Raw genomic sequence first — 25,963 nt, forward strand, 5'->3', positions numbered from 1 at the left:
TCCGTGCGCAGGGGAGACGACCGAGGCCCGGACCGCGTCGTCCTCGGCGACGCCCTCGACGTGGTCCCCGCGTACCCGGACGGCTCCTTCACGCTGGTGTACCTGGACCCGCCGTTCAACACCGGCCGGTACCAGCGTCGGCACGCGACCTCCGCCGTACCGAAGGCCGACGGCCCCGTGATGGGGTTCCACGGCCGGACCTACGAACGGGTGCGCGGCGACCTGATGCGCTTCGACGACCGATTCGAGGACTACTGGTCGTTCCTCGAACCCCGACTCATCGAGGCCTGGCGGCTGCTCGCCGCCGACGGCACGCTGTACCTGCACCTCGATTACCGCGAGTCGCACTACGCGAAGGTGCTGCTCGACGCGCTGTTCGGCCGCGAGTCGTTCCTGAACGAGATCGTCTGGGCCTACGACTTCGGTGCCAAGTCCAAGACGCGCTGGCCCACCAAGCACGACACGATCCTGGTCTACGTGAAGGACCCGTCGCGGTACTGGTTCGACTCCGAGGCCGTCGACCGCGAGCCGTACATGGCGCCGGGGCTCGTCACCCCCGAGAAGCGCGAGCGCGGCAAGCTGCCCACCGACGTCTGGTGGCACACGATCGTCTCGCCGACGGGCCGCGAGAAGACCGGCTACCCGACGCAGAAGCCCGAGGGCGTGCTGCGGCGGATCGTGCAGGCGTCGTCACGCGAGGGGGACTGGGTCCTCGACTTCTTCGCGGGCAGCGGGACCACGGGTGCCGTGGCACAAGCGTTGGGCCGACGGTACGTGCTGGTGGACGACAACCCTGCGGCGATCGACGTGATGCGGAAGCGGTTGCCGGGGGCGTCGTTCGAGGTGGCGGCAGCCGGGGCGGGGTCGGCATCGGGGGACGCGGCGCCGGCCGTCTGAGGCACGGTGTCGGCGGTGGCCGGTGCGCGGTGCGCGTGGTACACACGGGTGCATCGAGCGACAATGCGCGAGTCGTTCGACGCCCGTTCTGTCGGATCTTGCCCACGCACACGATGCGGGTGCGTGCTTCGACGATCCACGAGTCGTTCGACGCGTGGATCGTCGGAACATGCCCACGCACCGAGCGAGCGTCCGCGCCGGCTACTCGACCGAGTGCCGCCCGTGCCCGTGCCCGTGCGCGTCGTCAGCGTCCGGCCGGGAGGCCCGGCTCGCCTCCGCCGCATCAGCGCTGGCACCATGGGCGTCCGGCTCCACGACCGCAGCCGCATGGGCGGCCCTGGTCCGGATCGCACCGGTCGTCGTCGGGGGTTCGTCGACCGGCGCAGCCGCCGAGTGCGCACCGTGCGTCGTGGCGTTCGGCAGCGGAGCGCGGGTGTCGTCGACCCCACTCGGCAGCACCGAGACGTCCGATGCTCCGGCGGCCCGGGCGGACCGAGGCTGCACGTCCGGCGAGGTCGGCACGTCGGGCGAACGCGGCACGTCGGCGGAGGACGACCCCGACGGCACCGGACCAGCCCCGGGTGCCGCGGCGCCAGCGGCTGCGGCGGCACTCCCGTCCGACTCCGCACCGGCAGCGGTCCGTGCGGCATCGGCCTGCTCCTGCAGCGCCGACGTCTTGCGCAGCGGCGGCACCCGGAAGAACCAGGTCAGCACGAACGCGAGCAGGATCACCGCGAGGCCGACGTAGTACACGCGGACGGCCGAGTCGCTGAACCCGACCAGGAACGGACGGCTGAGCCGGGGGTCCGCCCCGTTCAGGAACGACGTGTCGCTCGTCGCCGAGTCGGTGGACGAGCTCGCGGCCGAGTCGCCGCTCTTGAGCTGCTTGATGAGCGTCGGCGCGACCTGGTCGACGACGTTCTCCCGCTGCGCCTCGTCCGAGTAGTCGATCTGCAGCTTCCCGTCGACGACCGAGGCGTTCGCCTTCGTGGCCGCCGTCTCGAGCGCCTGCTGCTCGGCCGCGGGCTTCGCGTCGTCGACCTGCTGGGCGATGATCGTGTCCGCTGCGGCGGCGGGGACCGTGCCCGCGGCGACCTGCCGCTGCACGGCTGCCGTCACCTGCTTGGTCACGGCAGCATCCGCGGCCTGCTTCGCCTGCGCGGTGCCCTGGTCGAGACCGTCCTGCACGTTCTGCTGCACCGGGTCGACGATCTTCGTCCAGATCTCGTCCATCACGCCCTGGTTCTTCGACGCGTTCGCGACCGACGGGGTCATCGCGGCGTTCAGCGCGCTCTTCAGGTCGGACTCGTTCTGCATGGCGGCGCTGATGTTCGTCGGCATCAGGGTGAACAGCACGGAGAGCAGGACGGCGGTGCCCATCGTGCCGCCGATCTGCCGGAAGAACGTCGCGGCGCTCGTGGCGACACCGATGTCCCGCGGCGAGACCGAGTTCTGCGCGGCCAGGGTCAGCGTCTGCATGAGCTGCCCGAGTCCGAGCCCGATGCCGAACATGCCGAGCATCAGGAACCACAGGGGTCGGTCGGCGGTCAGGAACGTCAGGACCGTGAAGCCGACGGCCGTGAACGCCGTGCCGGTGATCGGGAAGACCTGGTAGTTGCCGGTGCGGGAGATGATCTGGCCGGAGGCGATCGACGAGATCATCAGGCCGAGCACCATGGGCAGCATGGCGAACCCGGACTCGGTCGGGGTCACGCCCTTGACGATCTGCAGGTACAGCGGGATCGTCAGCATCGCGCCGAACATGCCGAAGCCGACGAGCACGGACAGGATCGCGGACATCGAGAACACCCGCGATCCGAAGAGCTTCATCGGCAGGATCGCGTCGTCGCCCATGGCCCGCTCGACGATGATGAACGCGATCAGGCCGAGGGCGCCGATGGCGTAGCAGGCGAAGGCGGCGGGGGAGTCCCAGCCCCACTCGCGGCCCTGCTCGGCGATGAGCAGCAGCGGCACGAGTGTGACGATGACGAGCGTCGCGCCCCACCAGTCGATGCGGGGCTTGCCGCGGTCGCCGAACTTCGGCAGGTGCAGGAACGTCAGCACCATGAACAGGGCGATGATGCCGATCGGCACGTTGATCAGGAACACCCAGCGCCAGCCGGCGATGAACAGCAGCTGGTCCGCGCCGGCGAAGACACCACCGACGAGCGGCCCGATGACGGACGAGATGCCGAAGACCGCCAGGAAGTAGCCCTGGTACTTCGCCCGCTCGCGAGGGGCGAGCATGTCGCCCATGATCGCCAGCGGCAGGGACATCAGACCACCGGCACCCAGGCCCTGCAAGGCGCGGAAGCCGGCGAGCATGAGCATCGAGTCGGAGAACGACGCCGCGAACGAGCCGACGATGAAGATGCCGATCGCGGTGATGAAGAGCGGACGGCGACCGAAGATGTCGGAGAGCTTGCCGTAGATCGGGGTCGTCACCGTCGACGCGATGAGGTACCCGGTGGTGACCCAGGCCTGCTGGTCGAGTCCGTGCAGGTCGTCACCGATGGTGCGGATCGCGGTGCCGACGATCGTCTGGTCGAGGGCACCGAGGAACATGCCGGCCATCAGGCCGTAGATCACCAAGAGGATCTGTCGGTGGTTCATCACGACGTTGGACGCCGTGGTGGGGGCCGCGGGTGCGGTCGCCGTCTGGGTCATGAGCAGGGTCTCCCGGGTACCGATGCGCTGGCAGAACGATTTTTGCGCTGCCTGCAAAGTTACAACTGCCGCAAGTGCTCGGTCGCGCCGAGACCGCTTCCTGAGTGGATCGGCAGTCACGGTACGCCCGGTTCACCCCGGCGGCACACGGCCTGGAGGCCCGGCTCGGTTCCGTCGGACGGGCTGCGGTGTCCGAGACCCGAAGCCCGTCCGACGAGGGCGCTACGCGCCCAGTGCTGCGTCGACGATCTCCTTGGCCTCGCGCTGCACCTGCTCGAGGTGCTCCTGCCCGACGAAGCTCTCCGCGTAGATCTTGTAGACGTCCTCGGTGCCCGACGGGCGCGCGGCGAACCACGCCTTGTCGGTGACGACCTTCACGCCGCCGACGGCTGCGTCGTTGCCCGGGGCCTTCGACAGCTTCGTGGTGATCGGGTCACCGGCCAGGGTGTCCGCGGTGATGGCGTCGCCGTCGAGCTTGCCGAGGCGCGCCTTCTGCTCCTTCGAGGCCGCGGCGTCGACGCGCTGGTAGACCGGGGCGCCGAAGCGCTCGGTCAGCTCGGCGTAGAGCTGGGACGGGGTCTTGCCGGTGACGGCGACGATCTCGGACGCCAGGAGCGCCAGGATGATGCCGTCCTTGTCGGTGGTCCACGCGGTGCCGTCGGTGCGCAGGAACGACGCACCCGCGGATTCCTCGCCGCCGAAGGCCACGGAGCCGTCGATCAGGCCGGGGACGAACCACTTGAAGCCGACCGGGACCTCCCACAGGCGACGGCCCAGGGACTCGGCGACGCGGTCGATGATGCTCGACGACACCAGGGTCTTGCCGATCGCGGCGTCGTCGCGCCACTCGGGTCGGTGCGCGTAGAGGTACTCGATCGCGACCGCGAGGTAGTGGTTCGGGTTCATCAGCCCGCCGTCGGGCGTGACGATGCCGTGCCGGTCGGAGTCGGCGTCGTTGCCGGTCAGGACGTCGAAGTCGTCCTTGCGCGCGAGCACCGAGGCCATCGCCGAGGGGCTCGACGGGTCCATCCGGATCTTGCCGTCCCAGTCGAGCGTCATGAACGCCCACGTGGGGTCGACCTCGGGGTTCACGACGGTCAGGTCGAGGCCGTAGTGGTCGCGGATGGCGTTCCAGTACGGCAGCGAGGCGCCACCGAGCGGGTCGGCGCCGATCTTCACGCCGGCACGCTTGATCGCCGCGATGTCGATGATGTTCTCGAGGTCGGCGACGTACGTGTTCAGGAAGTCGTAGCGCTCGGGCTCGGCGTCCTCGGTGCGCTGCACCTCGGCGTTGCCGCCCTCGATGATCGCGTTCGCCCGGTTCGCGATCCAGCTCGTGGCGTCGCTGTCGGCGGGACCACCGTGCGGCGGGTTGTACTTGAAGCCACCGTCGCGGGGCGGGTTGTGGCTCGGCGTGATGACGATGCCGTCGGCGGTGTCCGGGTTGCCGGCACGGTTGTAGCGGATGATCGCGTGGCTCAGCGCCGGCGTCGGCACGAAGCCGTCCGCGCTGTCGGCGAGCACGCGCACGCCGTTGGCGGCGAGGACCTGCAGTGCGGTCTGCTCGGCGGGGGCGGAGAGCGCGTGGGTGTCGCGGCCGATGAAGAGCGGCCCGTCGGTGCCCTGGTCGCGGCGGTACTCCACGATCGCCTGAGTGATGGCGGCGATGTGGGTGTCGTTGAAGGCGGTGTCGAGCGACGACCCGCGGTGTCCGGACGTGCCGAACACGACCTTCTGCTCGGGGACCGAGACGTCGGGCACTCGGTCGTGGTAGGCGGCGAGGAGCTCGTCGAGGTCGACGAGGTCGTCTGCGGTCGCTGGGGTGCCGGCACGGTCGTTCATGCGTCCATCCTGGCATCGGCCGCCCTGGCGCGTTCGGGGGAAGTGCACCGGGGGCGGGGGAACGCGAGCGAGCGGCCGCCCCACCCGGGTTGAGGGGGGACCCCCGGGGTGGACGACCGCTCGCGGTCTGTGGAGGCGGATGCCTCAGGCGGTGCGGAACGAACCCGTCGCCGTGCGGAACGAGCCGGTCACGGTGCGCATCGAGGACGTCGCGGTGCCGGGGCGGCGGAACTGCGTGTCGACGAAGCGGCCGACTGCTCGGCCGACGCCGGTGCCCGTGTAGCTGCCGATCGGGCTGCGGGTCGCGTCGCCCGTGAAGGCGCCGAGCTCGGCGCGCGTCTCGAGGCCGGTCACGTAGGCGCCGCCCAGGGGGTTCTGACGGTTCTGCATGGGTGCTCCTCGTCGTCGTGCCGAGGTCCGCAGGTCACCGAGCCGGCGACCGCGACGCCGTCGGCTGGATGACCACCACCCTACGCGTTTGTCTTGCATCATGCAAAACAAACGCGTGTCGGAAGGTCAGGCGAGCAGCTCGCAGAAGTTCCGGCCCTCGGCCGTCCAGCTCTGCCGCGCGACCAACCCGGCTTCCGCCGCGTGCCGGTGCAGGGCGTCGAGGCCGACCTCGGCCCAGGGGAACCCGGCGCTCTCGTTGCCGTCGGCGTCGACCACCCGGGCGGTGTACACCCGGTCAGCCGTGACCTCGGGGTTCGTCTCGACGATGACCCGGCCACCGGCGCGCACGATCTCACGGCAGCGAGCGAGCAGCGCGGTGGGGTCGCCGCCGATGCCGATGTTGCCGTCGATCACGAGCGCGGTGTCCCAGTGGCCCTCGTCGGGCACGGCGTCGAACACGGAACCCTGCAGCGCCGTGCCGCCGGAGCGCTGTGCGATGGCGACTGCCTCGGCGGAGACGTCCACGCCGAGCGCCGGAATGCCCCGCGACCGTGCGGCGACGAGCATCCGGCCCGGGCCGCAGCCGATGTCGATGACCCCGCCGTCGACGTCGTCGAGCAGCGAGCGGTCGACACGGTCGGCGGCGGCACTCCAGCGACCGACGTCCATCGTGGTGACGGCGTCGGGACGGTTGGCATCGGTCAGGCGCAGGTGGCCGTCGGTGCGCAGGGCGCGGGCGTACGGCTCGCCGCCGCCGGCACCGAACGAGACGGGTGCGTGCATGGTCATCGGGTGCTCCCCACGGTCTCGGCACGGAGTGCCCGGGTGAAGTCGGAGTCGGGTGCGAGGTCGGCGACCCGCTCGGCGTCCGGGATCGTGTCGACGTCGAGCATCTCCCCGAGCACGCCCACGTCGAGTCCGGCGTCGGTCAGGCGTGCGAGCTGCACGGCTCCGGTGTCGTCGCGCGACATCGGGACGCCGCGCAGCAGGTCTCCGGTGGGCTGTCGCAGGTACAGCGACCAGAAGCCGCCGTCCTCGGCCGGGCCGAACCAGGCATCGCGCCCGGCGTCCTCGAACACCGGTGCGAGGTCCGCGGTGGACACCTGCGGGGTGTCCATACCGACGAGCAGCAGCGGGCCGTCGACGGCGTCGAACAGGAACCCGAGGCGCTCGTCGAGGCCGCCACCGGGCTGGTGCAGCACCTCGAACCCCTCGGCTGACGCCGGCACGACGTCGCCGTCGAAGAACAGGACCCGACGGGCCGCGGGCAGTGCGCGGACGGTCGCCAGGGAGTCGGCGAGGCTCGCGGACGCGACGCGTGCGGCGCCCTCGGGGGAGAGCGCCGGCGTCAGGCGGGTCTTCACCTTGCCGGGCAGGCACTCCTTCGCCACGACGGCGACGGTGACGTCGGCGCGCGCAGCGTCGCCGACGTGGACGTGGGTGGCGGTCACGAGCGGACCTCCTCGACCACGGGCGTGGACTCGGCCGCCTGGCGGAGCGGTCCCGGTGCGACGACCCGGACACGGGCCTCCCGGCGGTACGCACGGAGCAGACGGGACATGTCCCGCACCGCGTTGATCGTGCCGCGGAGCGTGCCGGTGACCTTGCTGTCGCCGATGCGCTGCGCGTACCCGATGTCGGACTCGTCGACGCGCCAGCCGGCGGCGTGGGCGGCCAGGACCATCTCGAGCGGGTAGCCGCTGCGGCGGTCGCGCAGGTCGAGGGAGACGAGGTCCTCGCGGCGCATCACGCGCATCGGGCCGAGGTCGCGCAGGCGGTAGCCGGTCGCGCGGTGCATGAGGACGGCGAGGACACGGTTCGCGAAGCGCGCGTGCGGAGCCCACGCACCGCGGCCGGTCGGGACGCGGCGGCCGAGTGCCAGGTCGACGCGGCCACTGGCCACGCGGTCGACCAGGGGCGGGAGCTCGGCGGGGTCCATCGAGGCGTCGGCGTCGCAGAACGCGACGAAGTCGGCGGTCGCCGCGGCGACCCCGGCGGCACAGGCCGACCCGAACCCCTTGACGGGTTCCGTCACCACCAGGGCACCGTGGGCGCGGGCGACGTCGGCCGATCCGTCGGTCGACCCGTTGTCGACGACGATCGCCCGGTAGCCCGTGGGGAGGCGCGCGATGACCTTCGGCAGGGCATCCGCCTCGTCGAGGCACGGCAGGATCACGTCGACAGTCATGTCCGTCATTCGGTGCGGTCGGTCGGATCGACGGGTCTGTCCTGGCATGCACTCGACACAACACGACGACGCGCTGCGGGGTACAGGAAACTGCCGGGTCCTGGTCGTTCAGCGCGCTCGACGCGCGTCCGGTCCCCAGAACGGGGGACAGAGACACGCGGGTCTCGCGTCCTGGGGGTCCCAGGACGCCGTCGTGTCGTCGAGACGCCGCCGAGTACGGCGGCGTCTCGCGCACCAGGGGGCGTGGTTCCGACACGACGGCGTCCCGCGGGGACGTGGGGGCGGGGACTCCGGACGGGAGGCGCGGGGCGGGGCCGTCACGGGCCTCCCGTCCGGTGGCTGGCCGCGTTCTCAGGCACGGCCTGCGGTGCGCCGCTCGCGCACGCGTTCCGGCTAGCGGACGGCGCTGCGGAGCGGAGCCGTCGCGAAGTCGCGCATGCCGGCCTCGAAGTCGACCTCGGCGTGCCAGCCGAGCTCGGCGGCGATGCGTGCCGAACTCGCCGTGACGTGGCGGACGTCGCCCAGACGGTACTCGCCCGTGACGACCGGCTGCGGGCCGTCGGGGCCGGCGATGGCGGCGGCCATGTCGCCGATGGTGTGCACGGTGCCGGAGCCGACGTTGTACGCGCGGAACGTGTCCGACGGCAGGTCGGCGGTCGCCGCGATGGAGGCAGCGTTCGCGCCGGCGACGTCGTCGACGTGCACGAAGTCGCGTCGCTGGGCGCCGTCCTCGAAGACGCGGGGTGCCTCGCCGCGGGCCAGCGCCGAGCGGAACAGGGACGCGACACCGGCGTAGGGGGTGTTCGCCGGCATGCCCGGTCCGTACACGTTGTGGTAGCGGAGGGCGATCGCGCGACCGCCCGTGGCGCGTGCCCAGCTCGAGGCGAGGTGCTCCTGCGCGACCTTCGTCTGCGCGTACACGTTGCGGGGGTCGAGTGCGGCCGACTCGTCGATCAAGCCGGGCAGCAGGGGCTGACCGTCGGGGCCGATCGGGTCGAAGCGGCCGGCGTCGAGGTCCTCGCGGCGGCGGGCCGGCGGACGGGTGGGTTCGCCGGAGGCGGTGGTGTACGCACCCTCGCCGTAGACGACCATCGAGCTGGCGACGACGAGCCGGCCGATGTCGTGCCGGTCCATGCCGGCGAGGACGTGGGCGGTGCCGGCGTCGTTCGACGAGACGTAGTCGGGGGCGTCCTGGAAGTCCACGCCGAGGCCGACCTTGGCGGCCTGGTGGCACACGACGTCGATGCCGTCGAGGGCGGCGTCGAGGGCGACCCGGTCGCGGACGTCGCCGTGCACGAACGCGATGCCCTGCTGCTGGTGGGCGTGGACGACCTCGGCGGGGTCGCCGTGCACGTCGTCGCGCAGCGAGTCGAGGACGCGGACCTCGTGGCCGTCGGCCAGGGCGCGGCGGACGATCGCGGAGCCGATGAAGCCCGCGCCGCCGGTGACGAGGAGGCGGCTCATGCGGTGACACCCGCGTTGGCGGTGGCGTCGGCGGTGGCGTCGGCGGTGGGCCGGGCCTGCATGATGCGGGCGCTCGCGCTGGTCGGGACGAGTTCGCGCGGGGTGAAGTCGGCGGGGACGGCGGCGACGATCCGGCCGATGGCGCGGACGATGACCTCGTTTGCGCGGGCGAGGCGTTCCATGACGAGGGCGTGGGTGACGACGGCTCCGGCGTCGTCGACGTCGGGACTGCTGGCTGCGGCAGCGGCTGCGGCCTCGTCCTCGGTCGGGGCCAGGCCGGCGTCGGCGTCGGTGACGAACGACAGGTTGACCGTGGCGATGCCGAGTTCGGCGGCGAGCGGGACCTCGGGCGTCATCGTCATGTTGATCGTGTGGCCTCCGGCCTGGCGGAGCCAGACGGACTCGGCGCGCGTCGAGAAGCGGGGACCCTGGATGACGACGCACGTGCCGGTCGGACGGAACGGCACGTCGAGCCCGGCGACGGCGTCGATCGCCGCGCGGCGGAGCGTCGGGTCGAACGGGTCGGCGAAGGACAGGTGCTGCACGTCGTCCTCGAAGAACGTGTCGGCGCGGCCCCAGGTGCGATCGATGAGCTGGTCGGTCACGACGAAGGTGCCCGGGGCGTAGTCGGGATGCAGGCCGCCGACGGCGCTCGAGGACACGACCGCGCGGACGCCGAGCGAACGGAGCGCCCAGACGTTCGCACGGTGGTTGATGCGGTGTGGGGCGACGGAGTGCTCACGGCCGTGGCGGGTCAGGAACGCGACCCGTCGTCCGGCCATCGTGCCGATGCTGATCGGGCTCGACGTCGGGCCGAACGGGGTCGGGACGTCGAGCTCGTCGGCGGTGCCCTCCTCGAACAGCTGGTAGAGGCCGGAGCCTCCGATGACACCGATCGTCACGGCTTCGTCGTTCTCCACAGGTCCTCCGGTTGGTCGTCGGCGCGGGCTGCGCGCTGGATACGCTACTGACGGCGCCACCGGGCGAACCGGGAGCGGCGCCGCCAACCCCTGTTCGGAGGCACCTGTGCGAACGATCGGTCAGCACCGCGACGACCTGGCGGCGTTGCTCGCGCCGGTGGTGGCGGGCCTCGGAGCGGAAGAACTGTCGCTCGACGAGCTCGTGGGTGCGGGTGCGCGTGTCGGATCCGCGCACCGCGTGCTCGCTGCTCCCGTCGCGTCGCCCGTTCCGCTGCCGCCCTTCGACAACAGCCAGATGGACGGGTTCGCCGTGCGGGTCGCCGAGGCCGGGCAGCAGGTCCGGGTCGTCGGACCGGTGCCGGCCGGCGTGGTGCCCGAACCGCTCGAACCCGGCACCGCCGCGCCGATCATGACCGGTGCGCGGATCCCCACCGGTGCCGACGCGGTGTTCCCCGTCGAGGCGACCGAGCCCGGTGCGTTCCCGGCGGCGCTGGAGCTGCCGCGGGTGACGGTGCCCGCCGACCTGACCGCGGGCACCTTCGTGCGGGTCACCGGCAGCGACCTGCCCACCGGTGCCGAGCTCGCTCCGGCCGGCTCCCCGGTCACGCCGGCGCTGCTCGGGGCGCTGGCTGCTGCGGGGGTGACGACCGTGTCGGTGCGCCGACCGCTGCGGGTCCTCGTCGTGTCGACCGGCTCGGAGCTGCAGGGCGCCGACACGGACGCGGCGACCATCGGTGACGCGAACGGCATCGCGCTGCGCGCGGCCCTGGCGCAGGTCGGTGCGGACCCGCGTGCCGTCCGGGTGCCCGACGACGTCGCCGCCTTCGACCGCGCGCTCGATGCCGCCGTGGGGGACTGGGCCGACCTCGTGCTGACCACCGGGGGCATCAGTGCGGGGGCGTACGAGGTCGTGCGACAGGCACTCGGACCCCGCGGGCTCGCGGTGACGCCGGTCGCGATGCAGCCCGGTGGGCCGCAGGCGTTCGGCAGCGTCGTGTTCGGAGACGGTCGCGCCGTACCGGTCGTGTCCTTCCCCGGCAACCCGGTGTCGGCGCTCGTCTCGTTCGAGGTGTTCCTGCGCCCCCTGCTCGCCGCCGCCGTCGGGCTCACGCCGGACCGCCCCACGCAGGTCCTGCCGGCGGCGTCCGCTGCCGGCTCACCCGCCGGCAAGCACCAGATCCGCCGCGGCCGGGTGCAGGACGGCGCCGTGCACTTCGTCGGTGGGCCGAGCTCGCACCTGCTCGTGCACTACGCCGCCGCCACCCACCTGGTGGACGTCCCCGTCGGCGTCGACACCGTCGAACCCGGCGACCCCTTGACCGTCTGGAGCCTCCGATGACCGACCCGTCCGCCTCCGACCAGCTGTCGCACGTCCGCGCGGACGGCAGCGCGCACATGGTCGACGTCTCCGCGAAGGACGTCACCGACCGCTCGGCGACCGCCACCGCCACCGTCGTCAGCCGCCCCGACGTCGTCGCACGCATCCTCGACGGCTCGCTGCCCAAGGGCGAGGTCGTCGGCACCGCCCGCATCGCCGCGATCATGGCGGTGAAGAAGACCTCCGACCTGATCCCGCTGTGTCACCCGCTGCCGATCGCCGGCGTGCAGGTCGACATCACCGGCGCCGACGACCGCGTGCTGATCGAGGTGTCGGTCCGCACGACCTCGCGCACGGGCGTCGAGATGGAAGCCCTGACCGGGGCGAGCGTCGCCGCCCTGACGGTGTACGACATGGTGAAGGCCGTCGACCGAGCGGCCGTGATCACGGACGTCCGCGTGCTCGAGAAGCACGGCGGACGCTCCGGGGACTGGAGCAACCGATGACCGCCGAGCCGACCAGGGGCCGGGCGGCCGTCGTCGTGGTGTCCACGCAGGCCGCCGCCGATGCCGCGCTCGACCGCACCGGACCCGTCATCGCCGACTGGCTGCGCGAGCGGGACTTCACCGTCGCCGAGCCCGTGATCGTCCCCGACGGCGGGGCGATCACCGAGACCGTCACCGCCGAACTGCTGGCCGGGGCCCGGATCGTCATCACGACCGGGGGCACCGGCGTCACCCCGACCGACCGGACGCCCGAGGCCGTCGCGCCCCTCATCGACCTGGAGTTACCCGGTCTCCTCGAAGAGGTCCGTCGTCGCGGGCTCGTGGGGGCCGGTCCGACCGCACTGTTGAGCCGCGGCATCGCCGGCATCAGCAGCGGCGGATCCCTGCTCGTCACCCTGCCCGGGTCGCGCGGCGGGGTGGCGGACGGGCTGGCCGTGCTCGACGGGCTGGTCGAACACGTGCTCGCGCAGGTGCACGGCGAGGGCCACGCCCCGCGGAGCGCCTCGTGAGCAGCACTGAGACCGCCGCACGGGTCGTGCTCGCCGACGTCGTCGACCGCGACATCAGCGTCGACGAAGTCGCAGCCGTGGTGGCCACCGAACAGGACGGCGCCGTGGTGACCTTCGCCGGCATCGTCCGAGACCACGACGGTGGCAAGGGCGTCACCGCGCTCGACTACGAGCGGCACCCCAGCGCCGGCGAGGTCATCGCCGAGGTCGCCCGGACCATCGCCGAGGACCACCCCGACGTCCGGATCGCCGTGCTGCACCGGGTCGGGGCGCTCGGCATCGGGGACGTCGCGCTCGCTGCAGCGGTGTCGTCGTCGCACCGTGCGCAGGCGTTCGCCGCGTGCGGTGCCCTGGTCGACCGGGTGAAGGAGCGCGTGCCGATCTGGAAGCACCAGCGGTTCACCGACGGGACGGACGAGTGGGTCGCGGCGCTGTGACATCTGCCGAACGGTCCAACGCCGAACTGACAGCGGTGGAACGCCGGTGGGCCGAGTCCGAGGACCGCGCTCGCGCCGTCTCGGCGAAGCCCCCGGGTGCGCTCCTGCAGGTCCGTTGGTTCGTCCTGGCGATCGTGCTGGTGTTGGTCGTGCTCGGCGTCGGGGCGATCGTCCTGCCCGCCGGCTCCGACGCGCGCTTCGCACTCTCGGCGGCGGTCGCCGCACTGGGTTTCGGGGCCGGTCTCGGTGAAGCCGTGCAGGTCGGCATCCGCCGGAGACGGAACGGGGTGGCAGCTCGTCCTGCGCCGGTGCTCGCGCCGTTGCAGCAACACGAGCAGCGCGCGGTGACCGCGGCTGCGACCGGGCGGCGCGCTGCCCCCGCCGACCGGCTGGCGATCGTTCGAGCTCGAGCCGTCGAACTCGCCGACGGCACCGGCCTCCAGCTGACCGTGGGGCTCGTCGTCGTTTGGGCGGCGGTTGCGTTCTCCGGGTTCACGTTCTGGCCCGTCTACCTGGCGGGTGGTATCGCCGCCGCGGGGCAGTTCGCCTTGACGGCACGTTCCGTCGTGCTCGCCCGTCGGTACCTCGACGCCCACCCTGTGCACCTTCGCAACCACGACGCTCGTTCGGGGAATGGTGAGACTCCAAGCGGGTCCATAGAATCGCGAACATGAGCGTCTTGCTGCCCGGGATCACCGTCATCCTGTTGGTCTTCGCCCTGATCGACATCCTGACGAAGACGGATGACCAGATCCGCGGCCTGCCGAAGATCGCGTGGGTGATCCTCGTGATCCTGGTCCCCGTCGTCGGCAGCATCGTCTGGTTCGCCATCGGGCACGACTGGGCTCCGGGCGAACGGAACCACGGTCGCTACATCGAGCCCACCCGCCACGAGGACCGCTACGCCACCCTCGGCGAGGCCCGCAGCGCCCACGGCACGAAGCGCGTGACCGGCACCGAGCAGGAGCTCGCCGAGCTCGAGCGCGAGATCGAGTACTGGGAGGCGCAGGCCCGCCTGAAGCGCGCGAAGGAAGCCGCGGGCGAGGGCGACACCGCCCCCGCGAGCTGACCGTGCCTGTGCCGGCTGCGGAGAACGCGGCCGACGTCAGGGTCTCCGAGGAGACCTGGTCCCTCGTCGCCGACAACATCGCTGGACGACCGCGCCCGAAGGTGCGGATGAACCGGCAGCGCTGGGCCGTGGTGGTCGTCGTCAGCGCCGGCCTCTGCATGGTTCTCGGTTTCGTCTTCGGTGGCGTCGCCGGCGCACACGTCGACGATCTGACGGGGGAGATGCGATCTGGCTGGCCGTCGACCGTCGGATCGGTCCTGACGGCCGGGGCGCTGGTCGCCTGGGTCATCGGGTTCGTGCGGTACCTCCGGCAGGGTGCACCGCAGGCGTGGTCAACCCCGACCAGCGGTGTGCCGCGACGCGAGCGGCAGTGGATCGACAGGATGATCCAGGGTCGTGCGGCGTTCCCGGCTGATCACGTCGAGGAGCTCCGGTCCATCGCGGACAACCGTCTGCAGCAGTCGGCGTTCACCGTGGTGCTCGCACCGGGATTCGTGCTGCTCTGGGCCGCGAACCTCTTCGACCACGAGTGGGCGCCGTCCTCCCTGCTCCAGATCGTCGCATCGGTGTTCTTCGTCACGGTCCTCGTCCTGACGCTGCGCTACCGGAAGCAGTGGCGCGCGTTCCTGCAGGAGACCGAGCCCCGCGCCGGAGCCGAGCCGACCCCCGCGAGCTGACCCGGGCCTCCAGGCCGACGTCGGCGGGTCGACGCACCGTGCGCCCTCTGTCGACTGGTGCGAGGTTGCGCGCTCCGTGTGCCGCTACAGGCTCGCACCGAGCGGGCAACCTCGCACCACTCGAACAAGCGCGCACCGTGCGACGAGCCCGCCACGCGTCAGCCGAACGCACCCGACCACCCGCCCCGCACCCACCACCCCGCCGCGCCACCTACCCTTGACGGGTGGCACATCTCCTCGGCGCCGAGAACCTGCATCTCGAGTTCCCCACCAAGGTCGTCTTCGACAACGTCACCCTCGGCATCGACGAGGGTGACCGGATCGGCGTGGTCGGTCGGAACGGCGACGGCAAGTCGACCCTCCTTGCACTGCTGTCGCAGCGCCTCGAGCCGGACGGCGGCCGCGTCACGCACCGCCGCGGGCTGACCATCGGCTACCTGGACCAGCGCGACATCCTGCCCGAGGGCGCGACCGTCGGCAGCACCGTCGTCGGCGACCTCGAGGAGCACGAGTGGGCCGGTGACCCGAAGATCCGCGACATCATCGGTGGGCTGGTCTCCGACATCCCGTGGGACGTCAGCGTCGACGACCTGTCCGGTGGGCAGCGTCGTCGTGTTGCGCTCGCGCGGCTGCTGGTCGGCGACTGGGACGTCCTGTTCCTGGACGAGCCGACCAACCACCTGGACGTCGAGGGCATCGAGTGGCTCGCCGGGCACATCAACCGCCGCTGGTCGTCGAACCAGGGCGGCATGGTCGTCGTGACGCACGACCGGTGGTTCCTCGATGCCGTGTCGACCGACACGTGGGAGGTCCACGACGGGGTCGTCGACCCCTTCGAGGGCGGCTACGCCGCGTACATCCTGCAGCGCGTCGAGCGTGACCGGCAGGCGGCCACGATCGAGCAGCGCCGGCAGAACCTGGCCCGCAAGGAGCTCGCGTGGCTGCGCCGCGGCGCCCCGGCCCGCACGAGCAAGCCGAAGTTCCGCATCGACGCGGCGAACGCCCTGATCGACGACGTCCCGCCCATCCGCGACACGGTCGCGCTGTCCCGGACGGCGACCGCACGCCTCGGCAAGGACGTCGTCGACCTGCTCGACGTGAGCGTCTCGTTCGACGGCACGCAGATCCTCGACCGCATCGAGTGGCGCATCGCCCCGGGGGAGCGGACCGGCATCCTCGGCCCGAACGGCGCCGGCAAGTCGACGCTCCTCAACCTGGTCTCGGGTCGGCTGCAGCCGACGAGCGGGCGGGTGAAGACCGGCAAGACCGTGCAGGTGGCGGTGCTCGACCAGCAGCTCGCCGACCTGCAGCAGTTCGCCGACGACCGCGTGCGCGAGGTCGTGGCGCGCAAGAAGACGAGCTACGTCGCCGACGGCAAGGAGATGACGCCGTCGCAGCTGCTCGAGCGGCTCGGCTTCACCTCGGAGCAGCTCTCCACGCCGGTCAAGGACCTGTCCGGTGGGCAGAAGCGGCGCCTGCAGCTCATGCTCATCCTGCTCGACGAGCCGAACGTGCTCATCCTCGACGAGCCCACCAACGACCTCGACACCGACATGCTCGCCGCGATGGAGGACCTGCTCGACACCTGGCCCGGCACCCTGCTGGTCGTCAGCCACGACCGGTACCTGCTCGAGCGCGTCACCGACCAGCAGTACGCCGTGCTCGGCGGGCACCTGCGCCACCTGCCCGGGGGCGTCGACGAGTACATGCGGCTGCGCGAGGCCGGCACCGGTGGCGGGACCGCCTCTGCGGCTGCCGCCGCGTCTGCCGGGAGGCCCGACACCGTCGGCGGGACCGGCTCGGCCGGTGCCGTGGCCGGGTCCAGTGCATCGACGTCCGGTTCCGGGTCTGCCGCGTCGTCGCTGTCGGGCGCGGAGCGTCGCACGGCCGAGAAGGAGATGTCGGCGCTCGACCGGAAGATCGCGAAGGTCGGCGCGGACCGCAAGAAGCTGCTCGACCAGTTCGCGACGCACGACCAGTCCGACTACGCCGGGCTCGGCGAACTGCAGTCGAAGCTCGCTGCGCTCGAGGCCGAGGTCGAGCAGCTCGAGGAGCGCTGGCTCGAGGTCGCGGAGCTGCTCGGGGTCTGAGCCGGTCTACTCGACGGACGCGGGGTCGACCGCGCCCTGGCCGCTGTCCACCGGTGTGGCGTCCTCGGGCGCCCCGCCGCCGGGGTTCGCCACGACCTCCCACAGGTGCCCGTCCGGGTCCTGGAAGAAGCCGGACCACATGCCCCACGGGCGTGTGTACGGCGGTTCGGGCATCGTTGCGCCCGCTGCCTGCGCTCGCTCGAGGAACGCCTCGGCCTCGGTCTGACTGCCCGTGAAGTGCCCGATCGTGCTGCTCGGCGCCGTGGCCAGCTGCACGCCGGAGTCCTTCGCCATGTCGTCCCGGCCGTAGACGCTGACGATCAGGCCGTCGTCGAGGGTGAACATCGCCGTGGTGCCGCCGGCCTGCGTCTCGGTGGCGGGGTATTCGGTGCCGATGACGCCGCTGCCCTCGACGCCGAGCAGGGCGCGGTAGAACTCGGCCGATCGAGCGACGTCGGCGACGGCGAGGGTGATGGCGTGCATGCGCCGCACGCTACGCCGGGGCCGCTCGGCCCGTGCCACGCTTTCGGTCAGTCCCCGAGACCCAGGATGAGTCGGCGGAGCAGCCCGGCCAACTGGCCCTGCTCTTCGGCGGACACCCCCGACAGGATGTCCCGCTCGGCAGACAACAGGTCCGCGATCGCCGCGTCCACGGCCACCCGACCCTTGCTCGTCAGCGAGACGAGGATGCCGCGGCCGTCCTTCGGGTCGGTCCGTCGGCCCACGAAGCCCCGGGCTGCCAGGCGGTCCACCCGATTCGTCATCGTGCCGCTCGACACCAGGGTCTGCTGCAGCAGGGTCTTCGGGCTCAGCTCGTACGGCTCACCCGCTCGCCGCAGGGCGGACAGCACGTCGAACTCCCACGGTTCCATGTCGCTCGCGTCGAACGCCGTCCGCCGGGCGCGGTCCAGGTGTCGGGCGAGCCGATCCACCCGGGACAGCACCTCGAGCGGGCCGAAGTCGAGGTCGGCGCGCTCACGACCCCACGCCGCGACGATGCGATCGACCTCGTCCTCATGCGGCATCCCTCCATCTTGGCCGAACCCGGAGCGGACAGCCAGCCTCGTCGGTCGTGGGAGGATGGAGGAGCACCTGCGGGTGCGTTCCGCCTTGGTGTAATGGCAGCACGACGGCCTTTGGTGCCGTTAGGTCCGGGTTCGAATCCTGGAGGCGGAGCGGGGAAGCGGGCTCCTCTGTCGCCGTAGGAGCAGGAGGGGTGCGCGCAGTGTCGATCTCGGAAGACTTCCACCGCTGGGGTTCGCTCCTGATGGCGCAGCTCGAGGCCGACGCCGTGACCACCGAGCTGCGGCGCTCCCCCGAGGACCGGGACAACCGAAGCACCCACCTGTTGGTGGTGTCCGATCTGGTCGCCCACGACTTGCTCGTACGGGATTCGGGCGACGCCGAGCTCATGGTGTCCGACGAGCGGGGAACCGTTCCGACGCACCTCGACATCGGCGGGGACCTGTCGGCTCGTGCACGCTTCGAACAATTCGTCGATGGCGCGTCGAGGGTCACGGGGCGGCAGCTCCCAGCCTGAGGAGGCGGTCGGCCCCCGTCTCGAGGCGACGTCTCCCAGGTCAATTGTCTTCTCTGCGAAGAGATATCACAGTGAAGGTATACTCGTCATCGGGCGGTACTTGCCGCCCCACGAGCAGAGGACCACTCATGGCGACCACGCCACACCACCGCCCGCGCGTCCTGATCACCGGAGCGAGCATCGCCGGCCCTGCACTCGCGTGGGGACTCGACCGCTCGGGGTTCGACGTCACACTGCTCGAGCGGTCACCGGAGCAGCGGACCACCGGCCAGAACATCGACGTCCGGGGCCTCGGGCGTGAGGTCCTCGAGCGGATGGGCCTGCGCGGGACCGTCATGCGGCACCTCACCGGCGAAGCGGGTACCCGGTACGTGGACGAGCACGGCACCCCGTACGCCACGTTCCCGAAGGCCGAGGGGCAGGACGGCCCGACCGCCGAGATCGAGATCCTGCGCGGGACGTTCGCCGGGATCCTCGTCGATGCGTTGCCGGACACGATCGAGCGCCGCTACGGGGACTTCATCACCGGAGCCGAGCAGGACGACACCGGGGTGGACGTCCGGTACGACAGCGGCGCTCCGGAGCGGTTCGACCTGGTCGTCGTCGCCGAGGGCAGGAGCTCGCGGAGCCGCCGGATCCTGTTCGCCGACGAGACCGAGTACCGCGACTTCGGCGTCAGCATCACCTACGGCACCATCGACCGGATCAGCAGCGACACCGACCACTGGGACTGGTACACGGCACCGCGTGGACGTGTGGCGTCGATCCGCCCGGACAACGAGGGGACGATCCGGGCGAGCATGTCGTTCGAGTCGGAGCCGATGGGCTTCGAGCAGCTCCCCGTCGACGTGCAGCTGCGGATCCTGCGCGAGCGCTTCCGGGGAGCGGGGTGGCAGACCGAGCGGATCCTCGACGGGTTCACCGAGCGGCCCGACGAGTTCTACACGCAGCGGATGGAGCAGGTCGTCGTGTCGCGGTGGAGCAAGGGCCGGATCGCCCTGCTCGGTGACGCTGCCTGGGGCTCCGGGCCGACCGGCATGGGCACCACGCTGTCACTGGTCGGCGCACACATCCTGGCCGGGGAGCTGGCGCGGACGATCGAGCCCGGCACGGGCTTCGCGATCGCGGACGCCTTCGCGCGCTACGAGGACCTGCTCCGCGGGTACGCCGACAGCGCCCAGGGCCTGCCCCGCGGCGGTGCACGCCTGCTGCACCCGTCGTCGACGACCGGAGTCCGCGCGATGCGGACGGTGTTCCGGGTTGCGTCCCTCGGTCCGGTCCGCGGTTTCGCCCAGAAGTACCTGCTGACGAGCGAGAAGCACGTCCCCGTCCTGCCGCACTACCCGACACTGCAGGGGGCACCGAACGCGGGAGAATCGGTCGCATGACCGACCTGCGCTCCCAGACCCTCGAGGCGCTCCGCCACTACGCCGTCCGGTACCAGGAGTCGGCGTTGCACTTCGCGGCGTGGATGGAGCTGCCGACGTCGGACGGCGTCGCGCTGGGGGAGATCCTCTGGGCCGAGAACGAGGGCGAGCCGATGACCGGCACGCGTCTCGCCCGGCGGATCGGGATGACCTCGGGTGCGGCGAACGCGTTGGTCAACCGACTCGAGGAGCGCGGGTTGATCGAGCGGAGCCGTGAGAGCACGGACCGCCGGATCGTCACCCTCCGCGTCACCGAGCTGACCCGAGAGCGCAGTAGCGGGTTCCTCGGGGCACGCGCCGCGGAACTGGACGAGGCGCTCGCTTCGTACGACGACGCCACGCTGACGGTGGTGCGGGACTTCCTGCTGCGGTTCGCCGCGGTCCTGCCGCAGGAGACGGCCGGGCCCGAGCGCTGACGGGACCGGTCCGGTCAGCCGTTCGTCACCACGAGCTCGGCGCGTAGTCCTTCAGGAAGACGCCGAACACGTCCTCGCCCGCTTCGCCCCGGACGATCGGGTCGTAGACGCGGGCCGCCCCGTCGACCAGGTCGAGCGGCGCGTGGAAGCCCTCTTCCGCGAGCCGGACCTTCGTGGGGTGCGGCCGTTCGTCGGTGATCCAGCCGGTGTCGACGCTCGTCATCAGGATGTCGTCGGTCTCGAACATCTCCTGTGCACTCGTGCGGGTGAGCATGTTCACGGCGGCCTTCGCCATGTTCGTGTGCGGGTGTCCCGGCCCCTTGTAGGCGCGGCCGAACACGCCTTCCATGGCACTGACGTTCACCACGTAGGTGCGGCGTCCCGTGCTCGCGGCCATCGCGGGGCGGAGCTTCGAGATCAGGATGAACGGTGCCGTGGTGTTGGCCAGCTGGACCTCGAGCATCTCGAGCGGGTCGACCTCGTCGACGGCTTGCGTCCATGAGTTCTCGTCGTGCAGGTCGGGGACCAGGCCGCCGGCGTCGATCGCGGTGCCCAGGGCGAGCCGTTCGAGCGAGCTCGATCCCGGTGCCATCGCCTGTTCCGTCAGTTCGTCGGCTCGGGCTGCGGCGGCCGCGAGGATCGGGTGCGCGGCCACCGAGCGGGCGAGCGCCAGCGGGTGCTGGTCGTTCGTGTGCCCGAAGGTGACGAGTTCGGGCAGCGGTCCGTCGGGCAGGGGCGCGAGTTCCGCGTCGACCAGCGGCTGGTAGGCCCCGGTCGACCGGCGCACGGTCTGCGTCGCGTTGTTGATCAGGATGTCGAGGGGACCGGATGCGGCGACGTCCTCGGCGAGCCCGATCACCTGGGCAGGGTCGCGCAGGTCGATGCCGACGACCTTCAACCGGTCCATCCAGTCGGCGGCGTCGGGCAGGCTCGCGAACCGGCGTACGGCGTCGCGGGGGAACCGCGTGGTGATGGTGGTGTGGGCGCCGTCGCGTAGCAGCCGGAGGGCGATGTACATGCCGATCTTCGCGCGGCCACCGGTGAGCAGCGCCCGCTTGCCGGTCAGGTCCGTCCGGGCGTCGCGCTTCGCGTGGCTCATGCGGGCGCACGCCGGGCAGAGCTGGTGGTAGAACGCGTCGACGACCGTGTAGTGCTGCTTGCACATGTAGCAGGGCCGCGATTTCAGCAGCGTGCCGGCGGTCGTCGACGCGGTCGAGGTGCTGATCGGGACGCCGCGGGTCTCGTCGTCGATCCGGTCGGCGGCACCTGTGGCGGTGGCGGCGATCACCCGGCGGTCGGCCTCGGCGATGACGCTGCGCTTCTCGAGACGGTGCGCACGCTTGACCGCCTTGAACATCTTCGCGGTGGCCTGGCGGACCCGGATGAAGTCCGGATGCGTCTCGTCGATCGACGGCAGCTGCTCGAGCACCCGGAGCGCGACGCTCAGGTCGTCGGGGTCGATGCCGCTGGGTTCGGGGTGCTCGGAGCTCACACGCGATCCTACGTCGGGACCGAGGGCCGATCAGACGAGCTGCTGCGCGCCGATCAGCCGAGCTGCCGCTCCATGCACACGCTCGTCGGGTCGTCGACGTACGGGCCGAACCGCGGGATGTCCGCGTACCCGGCCTTCCGGTACAGCGCGATGGCCGCGGCCTGCGGCAGGCCGGTCTCGAGCCGGACGGTCCCGATGCCGACCGCACGGGCGCGGTCGTGCAGGGCGTCGAGCAGCCGCGTCCCCACGCCGAGCCCGCGCGCGGCGTCGCTCACGAACATGCGTTTGACCTCGCCGGTGCCGTCACCGGCGTCGACGAGCGCCACCGTGCCGAGGGCGGTACCGTCCTCGCGCGCCACCAGGAACGTGACGTCGGGCCGGTCCAGGTCGTCGACGTCCAGGGCGTGGTAGTTCTCGGCCGCGTAGAGGCTCAGTCCGTAGTCGTCGCCCTGCTGCAGCAGGTGCAGGACGTCGTCCTGCCGGGGGCTCTCGATCCGCACGGTCAGCACCGTCACACAGTAGCGAGGACGACGAGGACGATGAGCAGACGAGGCCCCCGGCCGACCACGATCAGGCCAGGAGTCCCTCGCTGACCTCCCACAGTCGCCGGGCATCGTCGGCGTCGAGCATCGCCGAGTTCGCGTCCGACGGGATGCGGTCCGCGGTGAGGGGTAGGACCCGGTCGTCGATCACGGCGACGTCGCTGTCCTTCAGGTAGACCCCGCCGACGCCGTCGAGCAGCGGGCTCGCGGCACCGAACACGAGCGTCGCTGCGCCCTGCTCGACGGTCTTCTTGCCGACCTCGGGGTCGATGACGGTCACCCCGTGGTCGTCGACCAGCCCCTGCTCGCGGTACGACGCGAGCACCGTCGGGTCGTGGGGGCCGGGCCCGATGATGACGCCCGGGTGCGCGGCGAAAGCACGGATGCCCTGGTCGGCGTACCGGCTGTCGAGCTCCACCGTGAACAGGACGTTCGCCCGCTTCGACTGCCCGTAGGCGGTGACCGGGTCGTACCCGCGGGCGAACGTCAGGTCGTCCCACCGGATCTCGCCGAACCGGGCAGCGCCGGAGGTGACGGTCAGGACCCGCGCACCACGGGCCTCCAGGAGGGCGGGGAGGAGCGCCCGCGTGAGCTGGAAGTGCCCGAGGTGCGTCGTCGAGAACGCCAGCTCGTTGCCGCGCCCGTCGAGCCGGCGGTCCGGGGTGAAGAGCATCGCGGCACTGTTCACGAGGATGTGCAGCGGGCGGCCGGAGGCCGACCAGCGCGTGGCGAAGGCATCGACCGACGCCGGGTCGGTGAGGTCGAGGGCCTCGACGTGGATGCCCGGGATGTCGGCGACGGCTGCCGATGCCCGGTCGACGTCACGGGACGCGACGGTGACGTCGGCGCCGACCGCCGCGAGGGCGCGGCTGGTCTCGCGTCCGAGCCGGCTGTGTCCGCCGGTCACGACGACGTTCCGGCCGGTCAGGTCGATGCCGTGCAGGACGTCGGCGGCGGTGGACGCGGCGGTGAACGGAGTGGGCAGGGGGTGCTGGTCGGTGATCACGAGTGGTGCTCCTTCGATTCGATGTGGCCGACGGCGGCAGCAGGGCCGACGGCGGCAGCAGGGCCGACGGCGTCGACGATCGCCGACCACGCGTCGGGGTCGAGGCCGAGCTCGGTGCGGAGGAACGCCGTCGTGGTGCGGCGGACGAGGTCCACACGTTCGGGGCTCTCGTCCGTGGTGGCGGTCGACTCGTAGTCCTGGATCCCGCCGAGCAGGTGCTCCCCGCCGTGGACGGTCACCAGGTGCCGCGCACCGGGGCTCAGGTGGTAGACGTCGGTGAACCAGTCCGGGCCTCGCGTCGAGAGCTGGGACTGGTCGTGATCGCCGGCGACGACGAGCGACGGGGTGTGCAGTCGGCTGAAGTCGGGGCTCATGAACGCGAAGTGCTCCTGCGCGAACGGCACGAGGTCGCCGCGCGCGATCCCCGTGGTGGACAGCAGGACCCCGGCACGCAGGCGGTGGTCGGTGCGGTCCTCACCCGGCCGTCCGTCGGCGTCCAGGACGCGGGCCCCGAGCAGCATGCCCACGGACTGTCCGCCCCACGAGTGTCCGACCGCCGCGATGCGCGCGGTGTCGACGCGTCCGGTGAGGCCGGGGACCGCGTCGATGATCTGGTCGAGGTCGTCGAGCACCCGCTCGAGGTCGTCGACCCGTGTCTGCCAGATGGTCGGGTACCGCGGGTCGTCGAGCGTCAGTCCGTAGGCCTTCGCGTCGAGGAACGTCGGCTGGACGACGACGAAGCCGTTCGCGGTCCAGTGGTCGACCAGCGGGTCGCCGCCGGTCATGGACTGGCCGAAGCCGTGGGCGAAGACGATGACGGGCAGGTCCGTGCCGGTCGTCGGTGCGGTGATGCGGACCTCGAGGTCCTGACCGCGCGAAGGGGCGGAGAGCGTGACGGGTCGCACGCTGATGACCTGTGGTCGGGGTGCTGTGGGTGCCATGTGGGGCCTTTCCGGGATGCCGTGTCGCCCGCGGATGGAGCGACTGTCGTCTGAAACGGAGCGACGTTCCGGAACGATACGGAACAACGATCCGGATCGCAAAAGAAAGCGGAGCGCTGTTCCGTATCCCGTCGGTGTCGTGCGATGATCGATGCATGAGCACCCCGTCGACCGACCCCGTGCCGCGTCGCCGTCGCGACGTCGAGCGCAACGAGCGCACGATCCTCGACGCCGCTGCCGCGGTCTTCACGGCCTCGGGCGTCGGCGCACCGGTGCGCGAGGTCGCCGCCGCCGCCGGTGTCGGGGTGGGCACGCTCTACCGGCACTTCCCGACCCGTTCGGACCTGGTCGTCGCCGTCTACCGGCACCAGATCGAGGCCCTGGTCGACGCGGGGCCGGCGCTGCTCGACTCCGAGCCGACACCGTTCGCCGCCCTGCTGCGCTGGGTGCACCAGTTCGTCGACTTCCTCGGCACCAAGCACGGCCTGGCGCGCGTCTGGGAGGGCGACGCCGACGGGTTCACGGCGCTGCACACCCTGTTCGTCGACGAGCTCGTGCCCGTGCTCGGACGGCTGCTCGACGCCGCGCGGGAGTCCGGCGAGGTGGCGGCGCCGACCCCGCCCTACCAGCTGCTCCGGGCCGTCGGGGACCTGGTGGCGTGGAGCCCCGAGGACCCCGACTACGACGTCCGGACGATCGTGACGCTCCTGGTCACCGGGCTGCGGCAGGCGCAGCCGACGGTGACCGACAGCGCGTAGCCGGCCACGTGCACTGGTCGCGACCGGCGTCGGACTGGAGGCGCGGGGAGGGCCCGTGACGCGCCTCCCGTCCGTCGTCGCGACCGCTGCGGCCGCCTCGGGCCGCACCGGCGCCCGTGCCGCCCGGGCCGGGACCTACGATCGTTCCGACGAAGGGGGACCACCATGACGGAACCGGCGGACTGGGAGACCGAGGGGGCCCGGGCCCGTCCGGCTCGTCCTGGTGACCACGAACCGGTGCCGACCGCGCTGCGGGCCGTGACGATCATCGGGGTGTTGTTCCTGATCGCCGCGGGATGCGTGTTCGTCGCGTCGGCGTTCCTCCCCGCGTCCGACGAGACGGCCGTGCCGGACGGCCTTCGAATGCTGATGGCGACGGTCGTGTCGGTCGGGATCGCCGCGGTCGGTGTGGTCGCCCTGCTGCTCCGACTCGTCGCCGGGGTGCTCGTCCGGCGCTGAGGTGCTGGGGCGCTCAGTCGCGCGGGCGCTCAGCCCGCCGGCGTCGAGTACAGGACCGCCAGGGTCGCCACCAGGCCGACGGCCACGATGCCGAGGTCGAGTGCGGCCAGGGTGACGAGTCGGGCACGCTGCGGCCGGACGGCCGTCCGCACCACGACCATCGCCACGAACAACACGACGACGAGCACCAGCGCCGGCCAGCCGATCGCCGGTGCTCGGATCGCCATGAGCACCATCACCGCGGCGACGATGACGGCCGTGACGGCTCCCCACACGAGCCAGTTCGAGCCCGACGCCGTCCGGAGCGCGGGCTGGTCGCCGACGCGGGTGGGATCGGGGCGGCGGGGCTGTTCGTCGGACACGAGCCGACGGTACGCGGCGGCCCCTGCCCGTCCCCGCAGCCGCCCG

General features: G+C 71.8%; 29 protein-coding genes, 1 tRNA gene and 1 pseudogene. 16 read left to right on the forward strand and 15 right to left on the reverse strand.

Annotated elements, in window-relative coordinates; genetic code table 11:
* Positions 1-3 precede the first annotated feature (3 nt).
* On the forward strand, positions 4-897 hold the full coding sequence (locus H7A73_RS11970; RefSeq protein WP_182066158.1) for a DNA-methyltransferase: 894 nt from the start codon (positions 4-6) through the stop codon (positions 895-897).
* Between the two features lie 201 nt (positions 898-1,098).
* Here the strand turns inward: H7A73_RS11970 and H7A73_RS11975 are convergent, their stop codons facing one another.
* From H7A73_RS11975 to H7A73_RS12010, 8 genes are all read right to left on the reverse strand, one after another.
* Positions 1,099-3,564 carry an MDR family MFS transporter gene (locus H7A73_RS11975; RefSeq protein ID WP_182066159.1) on the reverse strand — a complete coding sequence of 822 codons (2,466 nt, stop codon included), beginning with the start codon at positions 3,562-3,564 and terminating at the stop codon, positions 1,099-1,101.
* Positions 3,565-3,786: 222 nt separating this feature from the next.
* The gene (gene pgm / locus H7A73_RS11980; protein WP_182066160.1) at positions 3,787-5,406 is read right to left on the reverse strand and encodes a phosphoglucomutase (alpha-D-glucose-1,6-bisphosphate-dependent); all 1,620 of its coding nucleotides are present in this window, start codon (positions 5,404-5,406) and stop codon (positions 3,787-3,789) included.
* Between the two features lie 144 nt (positions 5,407-5,550).
* On the reverse strand, positions 5,551-5,796 hold the full coding sequence (locus H7A73_RS11985; protein ID WP_182066161.1) for a hypothetical protein: 246 nt from the start codon (positions 5,794-5,796) through the stop codon (positions 5,551-5,553).
* Between the two features lie 126 nt (positions 5,797-5,922).
* Positions 5,923-6,585, reverse strand: a complete 663-nt coding sequence (locus tag H7A73_RS11990; RefSeq protein ID WP_182066162.1) for a class I SAM-dependent methyltransferase — start codon at positions 6,583-6,585, stop codon at positions 5,923-5,925.
* On the reverse strand, positions 6,582-7,247 hold the full coding sequence (locus tag H7A73_RS11995; RefSeq protein WP_182066163.1) for a DUF2064 domain-containing protein: 666 nt from the start codon (positions 7,245-7,247) through the stop codon (positions 6,582-6,584). Before H7A73_RS11995 ends, H7A73_RS11990 begins: the two co-directional genes overlap by 4 nt.
* Positions 7,244-7,993 (reverse strand): glycosyltransferase family 2 protein, encoded by a 750-nt coding sequence (locus tag H7A73_RS12000; protein WP_182066164.1) that lies wholly within the window; start codon positions 7,991-7,993, stop codon positions 7,244-7,246. The genes H7A73_RS11995 and H7A73_RS12000 overlap by 4 nt, the downstream gene beginning before the upstream one ends.
* A 384-nt stretch (positions 7,994-8,377) precedes the next feature.
* Positions 8,378-9,448 carry an NAD-dependent epimerase/dehydratase family protein gene (locus H7A73_RS12005; RefSeq protein ID WP_182066165.1) on the reverse strand — a complete coding sequence of 357 codons (1,071 nt, stop codon included), beginning with the start codon at positions 9,446-9,448 and terminating at the stop codon, positions 8,378-8,380.
* Complete coding sequence (locus H7A73_RS12010; RefSeq protein ID WP_182066166.1) at positions 9,445-10,368, reverse strand: MTAP family purine nucleoside phosphorylase; 924 nt, start codon at positions 10,366-10,368, stop codon at positions 9,445-9,447. The genes H7A73_RS12005 and H7A73_RS12010 overlap by 4 nt, the downstream gene beginning before the upstream one ends.
* Positions 10,369-10,474: 106 nt before the next feature.
* On the opposite strand from H7A73_RS12010, the gene glp reads away from it, so the two are divergent.
* The 9 genes and pseudogenes from glp (at position 10,475) to H7A73_RS12050 (ending at position 16,974) form a co-directional block, all read left to right on the forward strand.
* A complete protein-coding gene (gene glp, locus H7A73_RS12015) occupies positions 10,475-11,707 on the forward strand; it encodes a gephyrin-like molybdotransferase Glp (RefSeq protein ID WP_259362865.1) in 1,233 nt (410 codons plus the stop codon).
* Positions 11,704-12,192, forward strand: coding sequence for a cyclic pyranopterin monophosphate synthase MoaC (gene moaC, locus H7A73_RS12020; RefSeq protein WP_182066168.1), 489 nt, complete (start codon positions 11,704-11,706; stop codon positions 12,190-12,192). The genes glp and moaC overlap by 4 nt, the downstream gene beginning before the upstream one ends.
* Positions 12,189-12,701: a molybdopterin-binding protein gene (locus tag H7A73_RS12025; RefSeq protein WP_182066169.1), complete on the forward strand. Its 513-nt coding sequence runs from the start codon at positions 12,189-12,191 to the stop codon at positions 12,699-12,701. Before moaC ends, H7A73_RS12025 begins: the two co-directional genes overlap by 4 nt.
* Positions 12,698-13,138: a molybdenum cofactor biosynthesis protein MoaE gene (locus H7A73_RS12030; RefSeq protein ID WP_182066170.1), complete on the forward strand. Its 441-nt coding sequence runs from the start codon at positions 12,698-12,700 to the stop codon at positions 13,136-13,138. The genes H7A73_RS12025 and H7A73_RS12030 overlap by 4 nt, the downstream gene beginning before the upstream one ends.
* The gene (locus H7A73_RS12035) at positions 13,135-13,812 is read left to right on the forward strand and encodes a hypothetical protein (protein WP_182066171.1); all 678 of its coding nucleotides are present in this window, start codon (positions 13,135-13,137) and stop codon (positions 13,810-13,812) included. Before H7A73_RS12030 ends, H7A73_RS12035 begins: the two co-directional genes overlap by 4 nt.
* The gene (locus H7A73_RS12040) at positions 13,809-14,207 is read left to right on the forward strand and encodes a PLDc N-terminal domain-containing protein (RefSeq protein WP_182066172.1); all 399 of its coding nucleotides are present in this window, start codon (positions 13,809-13,811) and stop codon (positions 14,205-14,207) included. The genes H7A73_RS12035 and H7A73_RS12040 overlap by 4 nt, the downstream gene beginning before the upstream one ends.
* A 2-nt stretch (positions 14,208-14,209) precedes the next feature.
* Positions 14,210-14,884 carry a hypothetical protein gene (locus H7A73_RS12045; RefSeq protein WP_182066173.1) on the forward strand — a complete coding sequence of 225 codons (675 nt, stop codon included), beginning with the start codon at positions 14,210-14,212 and terminating at the stop codon, positions 14,882-14,884.
* A 326-nt stretch (positions 14,885-15,210) separates the two neighbouring features.
* Positions 15,211-15,577, forward strand: a pseudogene (locus H7A73_RS18235) (ATP-binding cassette domain-containing protein); the annotation flags it as partial.
* A gap of 23 nt (positions 15,578-15,600) precedes the next feature.
* Positions 15,601-16,974, forward strand: a complete 1,374-nt coding sequence (locus tag H7A73_RS12050) for an ABC-F family ATP-binding cassette domain-containing protein (protein WP_411469314.1) — start codon at positions 15,601-15,603, stop codon at positions 16,972-16,974.
* A 6-nt stretch (positions 16,975-16,980) separates the two neighbouring features.
* Here the strand turns inward: H7A73_RS12050 and H7A73_RS12055 are convergent, their stop codons facing one another.
* Together H7A73_RS12055 and H7A73_RS12060 are read right to left on the reverse strand one after the other, a co-directional pair.
* On the reverse strand, positions 16,981-17,457 hold the full coding sequence (locus H7A73_RS12055) for a VOC family protein (RefSeq protein WP_182066175.1): 477 nt from the start codon (positions 17,455-17,457) through the stop codon (positions 16,981-16,983).
* A gap of 47 nt (positions 17,458-17,504) precedes the next feature.
* Positions 17,505-17,999: a MarR family winged helix-turn-helix transcriptional regulator gene (locus H7A73_RS12060; RefSeq protein WP_182066176.1), complete on the reverse strand. Its 495-nt coding sequence runs from the start codon at positions 17,997-17,999 to the stop codon at positions 17,505-17,507.
* A 79-nt stretch (positions 18,000-18,078) separates the two neighbouring features.
* On the opposite strand from H7A73_RS12060, the gene H7A73_RS12065 reads away from it, so the two are divergent.
* From H7A73_RS12065 to H7A73_RS12080, 4 genes are all read left to right on the forward strand, one after another.
* Positions 18,079-18,150: transfer RNA gene (locus tag H7A73_RS12065), tRNA-Gln, on the forward strand.
* A gap of 91 nt (positions 18,151-18,241) precedes the next feature.
* Positions 18,242-18,514 carry a hypothetical protein gene (locus H7A73_RS12070; protein ID WP_182066177.1) on the forward strand — a complete coding sequence of 91 codons (273 nt, stop codon included), beginning with the start codon at positions 18,242-18,244 and terminating at the stop codon, positions 18,512-18,514.
* A 128-nt stretch (positions 18,515-18,642) separates the two neighbouring features.
* A complete protein-coding gene (locus H7A73_RS12075) occupies positions 18,643-19,902 on the forward strand; it encodes an FAD-dependent monooxygenase (protein ID WP_182066178.1) in 1,260 nt (419 codons plus the stop codon).
* Positions 19,899-20,357 carry a MarR family winged helix-turn-helix transcriptional regulator gene (locus H7A73_RS12080; protein ID WP_220456611.1) on the forward strand — a complete coding sequence of 153 codons (459 nt, stop codon included), beginning with the start codon at positions 19,899-19,901 and terminating at the stop codon, positions 20,355-20,357. The genes H7A73_RS12075 and H7A73_RS12080 overlap by 4 nt, the downstream gene beginning before the upstream one ends.
* 25 nt (positions 20,358-20,382) lie before the next feature.
* Here the strand turns inward: H7A73_RS12080 and H7A73_RS12085 are convergent, their stop codons facing one another.
* From H7A73_RS12085 to H7A73_RS12100, 4 genes are all read right to left on the reverse strand, one after another.
* Positions 20,383-21,849 carry an SDR family oxidoreductase gene (locus tag H7A73_RS12085; RefSeq protein ID WP_182066179.1) on the reverse strand — a complete coding sequence of 489 codons (1,467 nt, stop codon included), beginning with the start codon at positions 21,847-21,849 and terminating at the stop codon, positions 20,383-20,385.
* Between the two features lie 53 nt (positions 21,850-21,902).
* Positions 21,903-22,358, reverse strand: a complete 456-nt coding sequence (locus tag H7A73_RS12090; protein ID WP_259362866.1) for a GNAT family N-acetyltransferase — start codon at positions 22,356-22,358, stop codon at positions 21,903-21,905.
* A 61-nt stretch (positions 22,359-22,419) separates the two neighbouring features.
* On the reverse strand, positions 22,420-23,397 hold the full coding sequence (locus tag H7A73_RS12095; protein ID WP_182066181.1) for an SDR family NAD(P)-dependent oxidoreductase: 978 nt from the start codon (positions 23,395-23,397) through the stop codon (positions 22,420-22,422).
* Positions 23,394-24,338, reverse strand: a complete 945-nt coding sequence (locus tag H7A73_RS12100) for an alpha/beta hydrolase family protein (protein WP_182066182.1) — start codon at positions 24,336-24,338, stop codon at positions 23,394-23,396. Before H7A73_RS12100 ends, H7A73_RS12095 begins: the two co-directional genes overlap by 4 nt.
* A 155-nt stretch (positions 24,339-24,493) precedes the next feature.
* Between H7A73_RS12100 and H7A73_RS12105 the strand changes: the two genes are divergently transcribed.
* Together H7A73_RS12105 and H7A73_RS12110 are read left to right on the forward strand one after the other, a co-directional pair.
* Positions 24,494-25,096 (forward strand): TetR/AcrR family transcriptional regulator, encoded by a 603-nt coding sequence (locus H7A73_RS12105; protein WP_182066183.1) that lies wholly within the window; start codon positions 24,494-24,496, stop codon positions 25,094-25,096.
* A gap of 165 nt (positions 25,097-25,261) precedes the next feature.
* A complete protein-coding gene (locus H7A73_RS12110; protein WP_182066184.1) occupies positions 25,262-25,555 on the forward strand; it encodes a hypothetical protein in 294 nt (97 codons plus the stop codon).
* 29 nt (positions 25,556-25,584) lie between these two features.
* On the opposite strand, the gene H7A73_RS12115 is transcribed toward H7A73_RS12110, so the two are convergent.
* Positions 25,585-25,917: a hypothetical protein gene (locus H7A73_RS12115; protein WP_182066185.1), complete on the reverse strand. Its 333-nt coding sequence runs from the start codon at positions 25,915-25,917 to the stop codon at positions 25,585-25,587.
* Positions 25,918-25,963: the final 46 nt, after the last annotated feature.

The organism is Curtobacterium sp. ME12, from assembly GCF_903970855.1.
Classification (GTDB): domain Bacteria; phylum Actinomycetota; class Actinomycetes; order Actinomycetales; family Microbacteriaceae; genus Curtobacterium; species Curtobacterium poinsettiae_A.